16 protein-coding genes are annotated in these 14,934 nt (G+C 46.6%); 7 read left to right on the top strand and 9 right to left on the bottom strand.

All coding sequences use genetic code 11. The features are described 5' to 3' along the window. Positions 1-187 precede the first annotated feature (187 nt). The 4 genes from NDI35_RS06195 (at position 188) to NDI35_RS06180 (ending at position 4,897) form a co-directional block, all read left to right on the top strand. Positions 188-646 carry a GatB/YqeY domain-containing protein gene (locus NDI35_RS06195; protein ID WP_445311955.1) on the top strand — a complete coding sequence of 153 codons (459 nt, stop codon included), beginning with the start codon at positions 188-190 and terminating at the stop codon, positions 644-646. Positions 647-1,028: 382 nt separating this feature from the next. Next, a complete protein-coding gene (locus NDI35_RS06190; RefSeq protein ID WP_445311954.1) occupies positions 1,029-2,711 on the top strand; it encodes a protein kinase domain-containing protein in 1,683 nt (560 codons plus the stop codon). A 60-nt stretch (positions 2,712-2,771) separates the two neighbouring features. Next, positions 2,772-3,479: a dethiobiotin synthase gene (gene bioD, locus NDI35_RS06185; RefSeq protein WP_445311953.1), complete on the top strand. Its 708-nt coding sequence runs from the start codon at positions 2,772-2,774 to the stop codon at positions 3,477-3,479. A gap of 203 nt (positions 3,480-3,682) precedes the next feature. Continuing rightward, positions 3,683-4,897, top strand: a complete 1,215-nt coding sequence (locus NDI35_RS06180; protein ID WP_445311952.1) for a M20 family metallopeptidase — start codon at positions 3,683-3,685, stop codon at positions 4,895-4,897. Between the two features lie 201 nt (positions 4,898-5,098). Here NDI35_RS06180 and NDI35_RS06175 read toward each other — a convergent pair whose 3' ends face one another. From NDI35_RS06175 to NDI35_RS06165, 3 genes are all read right to left on the bottom strand, one after another. After that, the gene (locus NDI35_RS06175) at positions 5,099-6,079 is read right to left on the bottom strand and encodes an aldo/keto reductase (protein WP_445311951.1); all 981 of its coding nucleotides are present in this window, start codon (positions 6,077-6,079) and stop codon (positions 5,099-5,101) included. Between the two features lie 209 nt (positions 6,080-6,288). Then, entirely contained in the window at positions 6,289-7,680 is a 1,392-nt protein-coding gene (locus NDI35_RS06170) for a glycoside hydrolase family 10-like protein (protein WP_445311950.1), read from the bottom strand. Then, positions 7,671-7,901 carry a hypothetical protein gene (locus NDI35_RS06165; protein WP_445311949.1) on the bottom strand — a complete coding sequence of 77 codons (231 nt, stop codon included), beginning with the start codon at positions 7,899-7,901 and terminating at the stop codon, positions 7,671-7,673. The genes NDI35_RS06170 and NDI35_RS06165 overlap by 10 nt, the downstream gene beginning before the upstream one ends. An 8-nt stretch (positions 7,902-7,909) precedes the next feature. On the opposite strand from NDI35_RS06165, the gene NDI35_RS06160 reads away from it, so the two are divergent. The 3 genes from NDI35_RS06160 to NDI35_RS06150 all read left to right on the top strand — a co-directional run bounded on the left by NDI35_RS06160 (position 7,910) and on the right by NDI35_RS06150 (position 10,916). Then, the gene (locus NDI35_RS06160) at positions 7,910-9,178 is read left to right on the top strand and encodes a slr1591 family oxidoreductase (RefSeq protein WP_445311948.1); all 1,269 of its coding nucleotides are present in this window, start codon (positions 7,910-7,912) and stop codon (positions 9,176-9,178) included. Positions 9,179-9,304: 126 nt separating this feature from the next. Continuing rightward, the gene (locus NDI35_RS06155; RefSeq protein WP_445311947.1) at positions 9,305-9,967 is read left to right on the top strand and encodes a DUF2834 domain-containing protein; all 663 of its coding nucleotides are present in this window, start codon (positions 9,305-9,307) and stop codon (positions 9,965-9,967) included. A 199-nt stretch (positions 9,968-10,166) separates the two neighbouring features. Then, positions 10,167-10,916, top strand: a complete 750-nt coding sequence (locus NDI35_RS06150) for a gamma-glutamyl-gamma-aminobutyrate hydrolase family protein (protein WP_445311946.1) — start codon at positions 10,167-10,169, stop codon at positions 10,914-10,916. Between the two features lie 7 nt (positions 10,917-10,923). Here the strand turns inward: NDI35_RS06150 and NDI35_RS06145 are convergent, their stop codons facing one another. The 6 genes from NDI35_RS06145 to lspA all read right to left on the bottom strand — a co-directional run bounded on the left by NDI35_RS06145 (position 10,924) and on the right by lspA (position 14,885). Further along, complete coding sequence (locus NDI35_RS06145) at positions 10,924-11,112, bottom strand: CPXCG motif-containing cysteine-rich protein (RefSeq protein ID WP_006635525.1); 189 nt, start codon at positions 11,110-11,112, stop codon at positions 10,924-10,926. Further along, positions 11,096-11,557, bottom strand: coding sequence for an SRPBCC family protein (locus NDI35_RS06140; protein ID WP_445311945.1), 462 nt, complete (start codon positions 11,555-11,557; stop codon positions 11,096-11,098). Before NDI35_RS06140 ends, NDI35_RS06145 begins: the two co-directional genes overlap by 17 nt. 13 nt (positions 11,558-11,570) lie before the next feature. Further along, positions 11,571-11,924, bottom strand: coding sequence for a helix-turn-helix domain-containing transcriptional regulator (locus NDI35_RS06135; protein ID WP_445311944.1), 354 nt, complete (start codon positions 11,922-11,924; stop codon positions 11,571-11,573). A 4-nt stretch (positions 11,925-11,928) separates the two neighbouring features. After that, positions 11,929-12,261 carry a type II toxin-antitoxin system RelE/ParE family toxin gene (locus NDI35_RS06130; protein WP_445311943.1) on the bottom strand — a complete coding sequence of 111 codons (333 nt, stop codon included), beginning with the start codon at positions 12,259-12,261 and terminating at the stop codon, positions 11,929-11,931. 121 nt (positions 12,262-12,382) lie between these two features. Further along, positions 12,383-14,020: a B12-binding domain-containing radical SAM protein gene (locus tag NDI35_RS06125; protein ID WP_445311942.1), complete on the bottom strand. Its 1,638-nt coding sequence runs from the start codon at positions 14,018-14,020 to the stop codon at positions 12,383-12,385. A gap of 352 nt (positions 14,021-14,372) precedes the next feature. Beyond that, positions 14,373-14,885 carry a signal peptidase II gene (gene lspA, locus NDI35_RS06120; protein WP_445311941.1) on the bottom strand — a complete coding sequence of 171 codons (513 nt, stop codon included), beginning with the start codon at positions 14,883-14,885 and terminating at the stop codon, positions 14,373-14,375. Positions 14,886-14,934 lie beyond the last annotated feature (49 nt).

Genomic DNA, 14,934 nt, shown 5'->3' with positions numbered 1-14,934 from the left:
GAGAGTCAATTTGGGGCCGAGGCTGGAAGTGTAGCCGCCCAAAATTCAGTCGAAGGCCGAAGGCATCCGGGTTCAAGGCGATAAAAATGCCACCAACAGGCAATAAACTGGAAAAATACTGTAAAAAAAGTTAAGAATCGGAGCATACTCCAGATTTTTGATATCGGGCAAAGCAAGGTAGAAATCGATGAGCTTAAGAGAACGCATTGACGAAGAAATCAAAGCAGCCATGAAGTCCAAGGACAAAGTTCGCTTGGAAACAGTTCGCGGCATCAAGAAATTTATTCTCGAAAAAGAAGTCAGCCTTCGTCCCTCCGGCCAAGAGACGCTGACAGAAGCTCAAGAAATGGAAATTTTGATGCAAATAGCCAAACAGCGCCGGGATTCGATCGAACAATACCGCAAAGGTGGCCGCGAAGATTTAGTGGCACAAGAGGAGGCGGAGTTAGCAATTGTTGAAGAGTATTTGCCACCCCAGATGTCAGACGAAGAGGTGAGTCAAGTCGTTGACGAAGTGATTGCTTCGGTGGGCGCTACTTCTGCAAAAGATATGGGCAAGGTGATGGGCAAGGCAATGCAGCAGCTTAAGGGCAAAGCAGACGGTAACAGAATTCAAGACATGGTGAAAGCAAAGCTTAATCAGTAGTCAGTAGTCAGTAGTCAGTAGACATCTCCCATAAATAATCTCAAGCTTTATAGAGATGTATGGCTTAGGCCGAGGGGCGACAACTTATTAGGGCTAAGGCCAAAAAACCCGGTTTCTACGAAAAATCGTGCATTTCTCCCTTGAGATATTGACGCAGAAACCGGGTTTTCGATCGGATATGCGGGTTGCAACCTGTGTATTTTCGTGAAAAAACCCGGTTTCTGACCATCCGGGCGTCCAAGAATGTCAAAAAAATGTAAAATACTAACTTTGGTCGGGACTGGGGACTACAGATAGTGAAGTATGCTCAAGAGCATTAAAGACCTAGCATTACTAAGTCTGTGAGCGATCGTCTATTTTTTAACAGTTTCAACTTAAACTTATGCAGCCACCTATTGCTATTGGAACTCTCCTACAAAACCGCTACCGCTTGGTGAATATTTTAGGTCAAGGAGGATTTGGCCGGACTTATTTAGTAGAAGATTTGGGACGGTTTCAAGAACGCTGCGCCCTGAAGGAATTGATTCCGGTGCAAAGCGGGCCTTATGTTTTGGAAAAATCGAAGGAATTGTTTCAAAGAGAGGCGGCAATACTTTACCAAATTGGGCACCCACAAATTCCCCAGTTTCGGGCAATATTTGAAGAGAACCAGCGTTTGTTTTTAGTGCAGGATTACGTGGAAGGAATGACTTACCGCGAACTGTTGCTCGATCGAACTTCAAATGGTCGCAGCTTCACCGAAGCCGAAGTCTTGGTATTTATCCGGCAAATGCTGCCGGTACTCGCTCACATCCACGCCCGCGGCATCATCCACCGCGACATCTCCCCAGAAAATATCATCCGCAGGGAAAACGACCAGTTGCCGGTGCTGATTGACTTTGGAGTGGTGAAGGAACTCGCCACCAAAGTCCAGTCTCCCGAAGGAACAGCCCACGCGACAACAGTGGGTAAAATCGGCTACGCGCCGATGGAACAGTTGCACAGCGGGCGGGCAACTGCCAGCAGCGACCTCTACGCTTTAGCCGTAACGGCGATCGTCCTGCTGACAGGCAAAGAACCGCAGGAATTGCTCGATCAAACAACGCTGCAGTGGAATTGGCAGCAGCAAGTGCAGGTGAGCACGGGTTTGGCTTTGGTGCTGAATCGGATGTTGAGTCGGTCTCCGGGCGATCGATATCAATCTGTCAGCGAAGTCGCCCAAGCACTCGACGCCCAAACTAATCCTAAACCTAGCCAGCCAACTGTACCGCCCGCGCCAGCAGTGGTGCAGACAAACCCTTCGCTAATAGCAACGGTGGCCGTGGGCAGGCCGCCAGAGCCCGTCGCCCAGAGTTCCCACCCGCAAAACCAGCCAGACCCGTTAATTGAGCCTGTTGGCGGCTCTTTTTGGGACAATCCCATCGCTGCGATCGGACTGCTGGCGGGCTTAGTAATCTTGACTGGCTTTGGTTCCTGGGCTTTAGTCGGCTCATTTCTCAACAATTCGCGGCCCAAACCCACTCCGACACCGCCAGCACTTACAAATCCGACGCCGACACTAACTCCGATACCAAACCCGCTACCTTTGCCAACCCCAACCCCGCAACCTTTGGCAACCCCAAGCCCGCTACCTTTGCCAGAACCAAGCCCAGAACCTTTGCCGGAACCGAGCCCAGAACCTTTGCCGGAACCGAGCCCAGAACCTTTGCCAGAACCAAGCCCAGAACCTTTGCCGGAACCGAACCCAGAACCTTTGCCGGAACCAAGCCCAGAACCAAGCCCAGCGCCAACTCCGGCACCAAAACCAACGCCAGCGCCGACTCCGGCGCCCAAACCGGCCCCCAAACCGGCGCCCGCACCAACTCCCGCACCCAAACCCACACCCGCGCCGTCGCCAACACCAGCGCCAACTCCCGCGCCAACACCGGAACCTGCACCAACTCCCGCGCCGTCGCCGGAACCAGCGCCAACACCGGAACCTGCGCCGGAACCGGCCCCAACTCCTGCACCGGAACCTGCGCCGGAACCGGAACCCGCGCCGGAACCGGAACCCGCACCAACACCCGCACCGTCGCCAGAACTCTAAACTTCTGGCAAAATTCCCCTAGACTGATGTTGAGGCCAATTATTTGTTAGCTATTTGTCAATGAACTCCTTGCTAATTGCTGGAACTGATACCGACGCGGGCAAAACTGTTTTGACCAGCGCTCTGGCTGCTTATTGGCAAATGTATTTTCCCGATCGCAGTTTGGGAATTATGAAACTCATGCAAACAGGAACGGGCGATCGCGAACTCTACACCCGTTTGTTTTCCCTCGACCAATCCCCCGAAGAACTCAATCCGCTGCACTTTGATGCGCCTCTAGCACCGCCGATTGCTGCGGAACGGGAGGGGAGACATATCGAACTCGAAAATGTCTGGACGGCTTGGCAAAGCCTCTCTGAGCGCAAGGATTTTGTGTTGGTGGAAGCTTTGGGAGGGCTGGGATCGCCTGTAACCTGGGAACTGACTGTGGCCGATATTGCCAGGGATTGGCGGCTGAGAGGGGTTTTGGTAGTACCTGTGAGGTTGGGGGCGATCGGGCAAGCTGTAGCGAATGTTGCTCTCGCCAGACACACTGGTTTTAAGCTGAGAGGAATTGTGCTCAATTGCGTTAAAGCTTATTCTGAACAAGAAATTGCCGATTTAGCGCCCGTTGATTTGATCCAGTCGCTGACTCAAATACCTGTGTTGGGTATTTTGCCGCATTTAGATGACCCGACTGACCTTGCTAAATTAGCTAAAATTGCTTCAGATTTAGATTTAGAGCGGTTACTGCCAGGGGTTAATTTAGTTTCTCAGACTTCTAAATAACCCTATTCTCAACACCTCTCTTTCTCATTCTTCTCTTCCTCTGCGTACTCTGCGTCCTCTGCGGTTCATTAAAAAAAATCTCCTGCACAACTCAGATAGGATTGAAGAAGATTTTCTTTTAACCGCAGAGAGCGCAGAGAGCGCAGAGAAAGAGAAGAGAGAGTTTCACAAATTATTCTGAATTGCTATAAGGAGAATAAAACATGGTTTCAACTTTACCGAATTTAACCTCTGTCGATTTATCTCAATTGCGGCTGGAGATTAGAAATTTGCAGCCTCAGCTAGTCGAATGGCGTCGCCTTTTGCACCAAAAACCGGAGTTGAGTTTTGATGAAAATTTAACGGCGCAGTTTGTCTCGCAAAAGTTGCAAGAATGGGGCATAGAGCATCAAACTAATATTGCTAAAACTGGTATTGTCGCAACTATAGACAGCGGCAAACCGGGGCGGGTTTTGGCAATTCGAGCGGATATGGATGCTTTGCCCATTCAAGAAGAAAATGAGGTGGATTATCGATCGCAGCATGATGGAATTATGCACGCTTGCGGCCACGACGGCCACACTGCGATCGCCCTTGGTACTGTTTGTTATCTGGCAAAGCACAAACACAGCTTTTCGGGTAAAGTAAAATTTATCTTTCAGCCCGCCGAAGAAGGGCCAGGAGGGGCAAAACCGATGATTGAAGCGGGAGTTTTGAAGAATCCTGATGTTGATGCGATCGTCGGCTTGCATTTGTGGAACAATCTACCTTTAGGCACTGTAGGCGTCCGCAGTGGCGCGCTGATGGCGGCTGTCGAAGTTTTTGACTGCACGATTTTTGGCAAAGGTGGACACGGCGCAATGCCACATCAGACTGTGGACTCGATCGTAGTTACAGCCCAAATTGTCAGCGCTTTGCAGGCAATTGTCGCGCGGAATATTGACCCGATCGACTCAGCGGTAGTAACTGTCGGCCAATTCCACGCAGGCCACACCCACAACGTCATTGCCGACACCGCTCAAATCGGTGGCACGGTGCGTTATTTCAATCCTGCATATCAAGGTTATTTTGCCAAGCGAATCGAGCAAGTAATTGCCGGAATTTGTCAGAGTCACGGGGCCAATTACCAATTAAATTATTGTTCGCTTTACCCGCCAGTTATTAATGATTCAAGAATAGCTGAATTGGTGCGCGGCGTGGCAGAATCGGTTGTAGAAACTCCTGCGGGAATCGTTCCAGAATGTCAAACAATGGGCGGCGAGGATATGTCGTTCTTTTTGCAAGAAGTTCCCGGTTGCTATTTCTTTTTGGGTTCGGCCAATCCAGAGAAAAACTTGGCTTACCCGCACCATCACCCGCGCTTTGATTTTGATGAAACTGCGCTGGGGATGGGTGTAGAAATGTTTGTGCGCTGCGTGGAAAATTTTTGTGTGATGTAAATCAGGCTTTCAGGGGCAGGCAGGATGCCCACCCCACAAGAAAATTTAGTTTTTGTGGAACAAGCAAATTCATGTCTTGTGGAACAGGCATCTTGCCTGTTCATGAGAATGGTACGGGCAGGATGCCCACCCCACAAGAAATTCATTCTTTGTGGAACAGGCATATTGCCTGTTCACCAGAATGGTACAACATCTCAGATATTACCGAGTTTGAAAGATATTCTGCACCATTTTTTTATCTACACTTGCCGCCGCCTTATCCAATTCGGCAATCTCCCCGGAGTCTAACTCCCAGCCCAAAGCACCAATATTATCTCTCGCCTGTGCCACAGATTTCGCCCCCGGAATCGGAATAGTTTCTTTGCAGATGCACCAGTTGATTGCTACCTGCGAAACAGTCTTGTTTCTGAATGCCGCTATTTCTCGCAAACACTCCAAAAGCGATCGCATTCCCGGAAGTAGCTGCTTGCACGCCAAACCTCGAATACCTTTAGGAAGAGAGCCGTTTTCGGAATATTTACCCGTCAGCAACCCCAAGGCTAGAGGACTGTAAGCAATCAATTTTATCCCCAATTCATCGCAAACATCTTTCAACCCGAGTTCTGTCACAGGATAGGTGGAAAGTAGCGAATATTGCACTTGTAAAGTAACAATAGGAATTTGGCGATCGCTAAATTTCCGATGCACCCATTTCAGCCGTTTCGGCCCGTAATTAGACAAGCCCACTCCTTTGACCAATCCTTGCTCGTAAAGGTCAGCCAAACCGTCTAAAAGAGCTCCCTCTTGCCAAGGAGCGTAATTGGCTGTAGACCAGTGCATTTGTACCAAATCTACATTTTTCCCGAGGCGCGCCGCAGAGGCTTTGCAAGCCGATATCATTGATTGTCGCGTCAGTCTCCAAGGATAAGCAGCCAGTTTTGTCGCAATACAAATACTGTCTTTGTTTACACCTTGATATTGTTGAGAAAACAGCCCCAAAAGCTGCTCGCTGCGTCCGTTTAATTTCCCTGTTCCGTAAGAGTCGCCAGTATCGAATAAAGTGACACCGCTGCTGACACAAAGATTGAAAACGGCTTGCAATTCCTCGTCCATACTTTCATTGTAGCCCCAGAGCAATCTGTTGCCCCAAGCCCAAGTGCCGCAGCCCATTTTTGGCAGTAAAATTTTTTGCTTTGTTTGCATTTTTATTGATGGTTTTTATATTAACTCCGGTTAAACTGACATCTTGCACCTCTGTTAGGAACAGGCAAGATGCCTGTTCCACAAAGAGTGGATTTTCTTGTGGGCCGTTGCTCCTAGCCCGCCCCTCAGAGCCTTATTGTTGTAAAACCCGCCCCTCCGAATTAATGGTTTCTAACTAATGACTAATGACTGATGACTCTTTAATTCTTTTACGTGGTTGGCGAGGGCGAAGGTGGGTTGTTTTTGGTAGGTTGCTCTGGCTTAGCTTTGGGGTCTGGTTTGGGTGGCGCAGGTGGAGGGAAAGTCGCCGCGCGTCTGGGTATTTGTAGCGCTGTTCGGAATGCAGAAGACGGGAAGAAATCGCTAAATTGAGAAAGTCGAACTGCGATAGGTTCTGGTGCATATTCCCACAAGCTTTCGTAGTAGAAGAAAGCGACGCCTAAGCCGTATCCTTGGACTGCTTGCACCTGAGATTTAATTTGCTGAATCGGTACGGGGTTATTTCTCAAACCAGTCATAATCCCAATTCCGGTGGGAATCTTTTGCTGTGCTTCTTGCATTTCTGGACGGTTAATCTTGCCCACAAATGATTCTAAATTGGGACGGTACACTTGCACGATTAGCTCGTCGGCAATATCCAAACGCACCCAAGTCAGCCAATCTTGTAGGTGATGTTTGTAAGCAAACTCGTAGTAATTGGGAGAAATCGAGAAAATTGCATTGGGTTTTACTGCTTTGACGGCTTGATTTAGCTGCGACATAAAAGCGGTAATTTTATTGGCTCGCCATTGCACCCATGCTGGATTTTGAAAATCTTTGGGCGGAGCTTTTTTGGTTTCTTTGGTATACAAAGCAACTGTGTACTCATCGTATCCAAATTCTGACGGCAAACTCATGTGGTCGTCAAATTGAATGCCGTCGGCGTTGTATTGAGTGGTGATTTCTAGTACGAGTTCGGTAATGAATTGCTGAACTTCTGGATGAAAGGGATTGAGCCAAACTACTTCGCCGCCCGCGCCGTTTGATGTTTGGCTGCCATCTTGTTTTTGTGTCAGCCAATCGGGATGATTTAAGGCTAATTCTGAGGTGGGAGGAGCCATGAAACCAAACTCAAACCAAGGAATTACTAGCAGGCCTTGGCGGTGAGCTTGATCGATTAAATCTGCGATCATATCTTGTCCGTCTAACCCTCTGTAAACAAAGGGTTGAAGGTCTCTTTGCTGCGCTACATTGCTGGGATACATTGCATAGCCAGAATTCCAGACTACCGGATAGATTGTGTTGAAATTTAACCGTTTTAGTTTGCTGACAGCATCTCCTAGTTTGCGACGATCTCTGAGGATGTCTTTGTCGTTTGTCGTCATCCAAACGCCGCGAATTTCCTGGCGGGGTTCCTGGGCGATCGCCGGAATGAAGTTGTTCGCCAGCAATACTATAATGAATGAGACGGCACACAGAAGCGGGAAAAGAGTTTTAATCGATCGCTGCCAACTGCGCGGAATGATGCGTAATGTCATAGTTTTGAATGGTGAGTTAGCTATTGAAACACACCCCGGCATAATTTGGTGATAAAATTTGCTCGCTCTACAGTCTACAGCCATTTGCGCTGAATGTGAAATCGGTTAAGTGAAATGGGTGAATTGATGTTATGCGATCGCAACTGAGCTAAGTATAATCTCGGAGACAGAGGGTAAGTGACAGCATTCTGTCTAACTGCTGGGAAATCATTAATTACGCACTGCCAGCTATCCTTACCGGACTTTGCGGCCCAAGGAGTGCGAGTGCTGTACAATATCGGTGCTGCAACATTTCGATCGAACATCTGTAATTGTGAAAGATTTAGTGTTAATTGGTGGCGGTCACAGTCATGCTATTGTATTAAAAATGTTCGGCATCAAACCGCTGCCGGGAGTGCGTTTGACTCTGATTAGCGACGTGCTGCACGCGCCTTATTCGGGGATGCTGCCGGGACACGTTGCCGGGTTTTACGGTTATGATGAATGTCACATCGATTTGCGATCGCTCGCTGAATTTGCCGGGTGTCACATATTGGTTGATCGGGCGATCGCGATCGACCTTAACAAAAATTTAGTTATTTGTCAAACTCGCCCTCCGATTAATTTTGATGTGCTTTCTGTGGATATCGGCAGCACTCCTGCGACTTTATCTGTACCGGGTGCTGCAGAATATGCAATTGCAGCTAAACCCGTACCGGAGTTTTTAGCTAGCTGGAATCAGTTAATTTCCGCAAGGCAAAACCATCCCGAAAAACCACTGCGGATAGCCATTGTCGGCGGCGGTGCCGGCGGCGTAGAATTAGCATTAAATATGCAATCTAGATTGGGGAAGGAAGAAGGAAGAGGGAAGAAGGAAGAGGGAAGAAGGAAGAGGGAAGAAGGAAGAGGTAAGAAGGAAGAAAGAAGAAGGAAGAGGGAAGAAAAATTAGAAAATTTATCATCAGAAATTCATTTGTTTCACAGCGGTGCTGAATTGATGGAGGGACACAATCAGCGGGTGCGCCGCCGCCTTCAAGAAATTCTCCTCATTCGCGGCATTCAATTGCATTTAAAGGAAAAAGTCTGTGCTGTAAAAAAGATTGAGAAAGAAACCAATCCTCAATTTCATACCGATTACCAACTTTCCGGTGAATCAGGTTTAGAATTAGAGTGCGATCACATTTTTTGGGTAACACAAGCATCGGCCGCCGATTGGATAAGAGAATCCGGTTTAGCAGCCGACTCAAAGGGCTTTATGCAAGTCAACGATTGCCTGCAATCAGTCTCTCACCCCAACGTATTTGGGGCTGGAGATATCGCTGCGATGGTTAATTATCCCCGTCCCAAAGCAGGCGTGTTTGCCGTGCGTCAGGGCAAACCGCTGTTTGAAAATTTGCAGCATTTTTTATTGGAAAAACCGCTGAAACCCTTTGCACCGCAGGAACAATACTTAGGGTTAATTGGTACTGGGAATAAAAGGGCGATCGCATCTCGCGGCAATTTCATGTGGGAATCACGGTTGTTGTGGTATTGGAAAGATTGGATCGATCGCCAATTTATGCAAAAATTTAGCAATCTGCCCAAAACCCGCAATACCAAATAGCAATACATTCAGATATTTTCCGTTCTTCCTCTGTGTCCTCTGCGTCCTCTGCGGTAAATAAAAAAAGTCTTATTCAAAAACCCTTGAAGCTTGCTATAGTAATATCAGAAGTAAGAAAAACTAACTATGTTCAGAAAAATTGGATTTGGGCTGCTTTGGATTGCATTTATCACCTACGCCTTTGTATTTGCACCACCCGACAGCCCTGAAAAAACCATCACACTAATTACCAATATTTCCACAGGCAAAATAGCAGACATCAACCCTTTAATTGTAGCGTTATTCAACCTCATGGGAGTCTGGCCGCTCATCTACAGTTGCGTCTTATTTGCTGACGGCAGGGGCCAGAAAATACCTGCATGGTTATTTGCCACTTTATCCTTTGGCGTCGGCGCCGTTGCCTTGCTGCCTTATTTAGCCCTGCGCGAACCGAATCCAGAATTTTCTGGTCATAAAAATATCTTTTTAAAGATATTAGACTCCCGTTTTACTGGAATTTTCTTAACATTAGCTGCTGTTGGTTTAGTTGCCTTTGGCTTGACAAAAGGCGATTGGTCTGATTTTATTGAACAGTGGCAAAGCAGCCGTTTTATCCATGTAATGAGTTTAGATTTTTGTATGCTTTGCCTACTATTTCCTGCCTTATTAGGAGACGATATGGCGCGCCGAGGAATGCAGAACTCTACAGCTTTTTGGGCAGTAACATTAGTACCGCTGTTCGGGCCGCTGGCTTATCTGTGCACGCGCAAACCACTCCCGGAAACTAATACTAAAACTGTTACAAATTAGACAGCAGTGCAGGGAATTTTCAGTTTAATGTAGGAATCGATCGCAAGTAATGAGACAAAAAACAGGCAAGATGCCTGTTTCACAATAAGTCAGTTTTATTGTGGGCCGTTGCTCCTAGTAGCCCGCCGATGAAACACTGATTACAAATAGTGCCAAATCTGAGTATTAATCTAAATAATTATCTCCCCATCTCTAGCAAATGAAAAAATTTCCTATTGTTGGCATCACAACATACAACCGCTGTCCAGCCGGCGAATATCGCTTAAATGGAACTTATATTGATGCAGTTCAGGCGGCTGGTGGCATTCCGATTTTACTGCCGCCCAATCAATTAGATCCGGCTAGTATTTTGGATGCAGTAGATGGTTTGATTTTTTCCGGGGGCGGAGATATTAACCCAGAACTTTATGGCGGTTATGTCGATCGCACAGTTTACTCGGTTAATGCAGAACGCGACAATTTTGAATTAAGCTTAGCAAAGCTAGCTTTGAAGGCTGACATACCTGTGTTGGGGATTTGCCGGGGAATGCAAATCCTGAACGTAGCCAGCGGTGGCAGTTTGGTGATTCACGTACCGGATGCTTACGGAGACGAGGTTAATCACGGATCGGGAATTCCCCCGCGTGCGATCGAGCATACCATTGAAATTGAGCCAAACAGTCGGCTAGCAAAAATTATGGGAAAAACTTCAACAACAGTTGTTTCCTGGCATCATCAAGCAGTGAGGAAGGTAACATCCGATTGGCGAATTGTAGCCAATGCACCTGACACTTTGGTAGAAGCAATGGAACACTGCTATCACCCTTGGATGATAGCAATTCAATGGCACCCAGAAATGTCGCCAAACTGTTCGTTCAACTCTCGAATTTTTCAGGCTTTCGTAGAAGCAGCATCTTCAAAATTTATGAATTCTACCAAGTCAACATCAAATGCAATTCATACATTTTGATAGTCACTTATTCTTGATAGTCAGTATCTATTTCAATATCCAGCGTATCTTCATCTATTCTGACATAAAGAACATTCGGGCGACAGCAAACCTGACAATCTTCGATATATGATTGTTCCATACCACCGCTGATATCAACAAAAGTTGTACTCGGTTCGCCGCAGAAAGCACAGTAATATTCAGCCGTTGTTTGCATCTTTCTCGCACTCTCTTTTTGTGACTTCGTGGCGGTAGCGAAACATATCTGTTAACCGCATATCCACCCACCAACCTAACAGCAAATCGACAATCGGGCCGCCCGGTATCGAAAATGCGATCGCATCTGTCAATCTAGTCTTGCCATTTTCTGAGGTAAACTCGTGTCGGTGAACCCAACGTGCCATCGGCCCCTCAGTTTGTTCATCAACAAACAAGCGATATTGTTCGCACTCAGTGTGAGTCGCCACCCATTTTACAGGAATCGGCCCCAATAACAGGCGAAATTCTGATACAGCACCCACATCGAGTCCCCCTTCGCGGCGAATGATTTTCACCGGTTGCCAAGGCGGAGTCAAAAGTTGCAGAATGTCTGGCCTTTCGTGAAAATTCCAGACAGCTTCAACGGTGGCATTAATTAAGGATGAATATTTAAAATTGGGCATTTTCTAGATTAAGTTAAACAGTTATTTGCGATCGCGTTTCAGCATTTGCAGTATTATCCTCTGTATCAGTACAAACAGCAACTGTTAGTTTCAATCCCAAAGCATTCAGCCAAGTTCCCAGATGGTAAATTGTATCGCTTCCTTGCTGCGACAGCAATTCATCCAGTTTTTTTAAGTGCAATTCATATTCTTCAGGAGTCATTTTCGGTTGACCCAAAGCTTCTGCTACATCGCCCAGAGCAAGTTTCAGCAATTCAGGTTCCGGGTCGATTTCCTCTATAGTCGCCGTTATATAGGCGGCTGACAATGCCGGGTTTTTTCTCAGAGATTCAATCAAAAACGGATGATCTGGAATACTTTTAGCCATTGTTTTAAATCCTGTTGTAATCTGTCCAGTATTCTTTTGCTTGGAGGATATCTCGGTTTTGAGTGCTTTTATCTCCACCGCAGAGGAGAAGCACAATTGTTGTTCCAACTTGCCCAAAATAGATTCGGAAACCAGGGCCATAGTCTATTCTGAGTTCGCAAACTCCTTCTCCAACTGAACGATAGTCTCCCAAATTACGAGTAACAACCCGATTTAGCCTAGATCGAATCTTGGCTTGAGTGTTTGTATCTTTGAAGGAATCAAACCACTCAGCGAAAGGTACTCTGCCATCTGAGGTGACATAACGCTGAATTTCCTTGGGTTGAACTTCTGGCATAATTGTATTATAGTACGTCGCTCCTTATTTTATCTTGTTAAGTTAGCTTTCAATCTACTTACTTGCAAAGATGCGATCCTCTTCGAGGGCTTCGCTAACGCACTTTCGCATCCGCTATTTCTTAACTTGTCAACTGTAAATCCTTCGTCCTAAAATGACTCATCGCCTCAGCCAAATGCTTCTTCAAAGTCGCCTCCGGTAGCGGCCCTTTTAAATGACTCCAAGGCAAAACCAGATCCAATTCCCACTCTTGAAAAACATAAAAATCCATCTCCGGCAACTGTCCCCGCAACTCCTTAAACGCCCGTCGATAACTGCCCAAAGTATCGCCGTAATGCCGCACTAATTCCAACAGCCGAGACAACCGCCGATCGCCCCTGGAGAGCAACCCCTGAATCACAGACCAGTTATAACTTTCAGGTCTAAATTCTAAACCCAACTTCCGCAATTCTTTATCTAAAAACTTCAGCCTCTTCTCCGCATCTTTATTCACTCCAAACCACTGAAAAGGAGTGTGAGATTTCGGGACAAAAGTGCTGCATCCCAGAGTCAACCGCAAACCGGGAACAGCTTTTCTAATCGCCCGCATCATCGCCACCGTTTCCTCTAAATCCTCCATTTCTTCGCCGGGAATTCCCGCCATCCCGTAAAGTTTAATTCCCTTTAATCCACCCGCCTTAGCATTGATAGCAGCTTGGATAATTTCGTCATTTGTGAGTTTTTTGTTAACGATTTTGCGGAGGCGAGCGCTCCCGCTTTCCACCGCAATCGTCACAGATTTGCTGTCTCTGTTTGTCAAAATTTCGGCCAATTTAACTGTCACCGTATTCGTCCTTACCGAAGAAAGACTCAGCCGCACGCCGTCGTATTTCGGATGATTCAAATGATCCAGCAACGCTTCAAATTCCGGGTGCTGAGTGACCGAAGCACCCAACAAACCCAAACGATTAGTCACAGCTAAACCGCGATCGATCGCCGGAATTAGCGAACCCTCCAAACTCGCAGTTCTAAACGGCAAAGTCAGATAACTTGCCAAACAAAAACGGCACATTTCTGGACAACTCCGAACCACTTCCACCATGTAAATATTTTCCCAAGCCGCTTTTTCTGTCACCACAGTGGAAGCAGATAAAGTATTGCCGCGATAAGTCTGTTTTTCAACCATACTGGGAATTCCCGAGTCGACAGGCTGAATCGATTTAATCCCCTCAGCGGCATCCCGATAACTTACTTCGTACAAACTGGGGACGTAAACCCCCGGAACTTGGGCTAAATACCGCAATTTAGTTTGTCTGTCGGCGGTACGAACTTCTTTATAAGCATCAATAAAATTGTCTATGAGATGTTCGCCATCTCCCAGCAAAATCACATCAAAAAAATCGGCAAAAGGTTCTGGATTAGCAGTAAAAACCGGGCCACCGCCGAAGACGATGGGATGATTATCAGTTCGTTGTGACGCCCAAATCGGAATTTCTAGAGATTCCAATAAATTTAGAATATTTACATAGTCTAGTTCCCAAGAAAGCGAAAATCCCAGTAATTCTGGATGTCGGGGAAGTTGTTCGCGGATATCAGTAAATAAACGGCCCACTTCAATATCCGATCGCACAGCCAAAGTTGCCCACACTATCTGATAGCCGAGACTGGTAATACCCACCGTGTACTCGTTGGGAAAAGCAAAAATAGTCGGGATAGCATCAGCATCGGGGGTTGCTGGGGCAAATAGTAAGCGTTCTTGGGCAAATGGATTAGGAGTCATCCGATTTTAGATTTTAGATTTTAGATTTTAGATTATGAAATTTCTCCCACGGATAAATCTGGGAGTTTGTGACCAAATTGCTTTTGATCGCGGGCAAGTTTAGCCTTAGCAATAAAAAATATAATTATAGCTCATAAATGACTCTAACCTTAAGTTGACACCTATACCTTCTGGTAAAAGACAAGGGACAAATGACCGAAAGCAATTGGTTGCCAGGCCGCCGGATTCATCAGTGGATAAGCAAAAAAAGCTCGGCATCCGATAAACCTGAGAACGGTACAGCCCGTGGGGGGGTTAATCTAAAATCTAAAATCTAAAATCTAAAATCTAAAATCGATTGACTTCTTCAAAGTTACTCTGAAATAGAATTGCGATCGTCCTGAACTCTGGGAGTAGGCGGTGCACTGTGAAAAGTTGCAATCACCAAACAGATAATCCCAGCATTAATAAACACATCCGCCAGATTAAATACCGGGAACCGAATGAGCCGAAAATCGATAAAATCTACAACGTGGCCCGAAACAAATCGATCGATCCCGTTCCCCAGTGCTCCCCCCAAAATCAAACCGTAGCCAGCTTGTTCCCAGCGGTTAATTCGCGGCCCGAACCAAGCCAACACAATCAATCCGACACTAACGGCCAAAGACAGCCACCGCAACCAAATCGCCCCGCCATTGCTGAAAAGACTAAAAGCCGCACCGGTATTAACAACATAAGTGAAGTGAAACACCCCGGGTAACAGTGGCTGCGTCTGCGGAGGAACTGTCAAGTCAAAATTTTGCACCACCCAAAACTTAGTCAGGTGGTCTAAAACTAAACTGATAACAGCAGCCACCCAGAACAAGGGATTTCTTTTAAAACGCATGAATTAAGCAATAGAAAATGGGGCATCGGGCATGAGAGAATTTACTCCA

It is taken from the genome of Microcoleus vaginatus FACHB-2002 (assembly GCF_040004035.1).
Classification (GTDB): domain Bacteria; phylum Cyanobacteriota; class Cyanobacteriia; order Cyanobacteriales; family Microcoleaceae; genus Microcoleus; species Microcoleus vaginatus_C.
The sequence above is the reverse complement of the archived record's forward strand: the minus strand, read 5'-3'. Positions and strand labels throughout refer to the sequence as shown.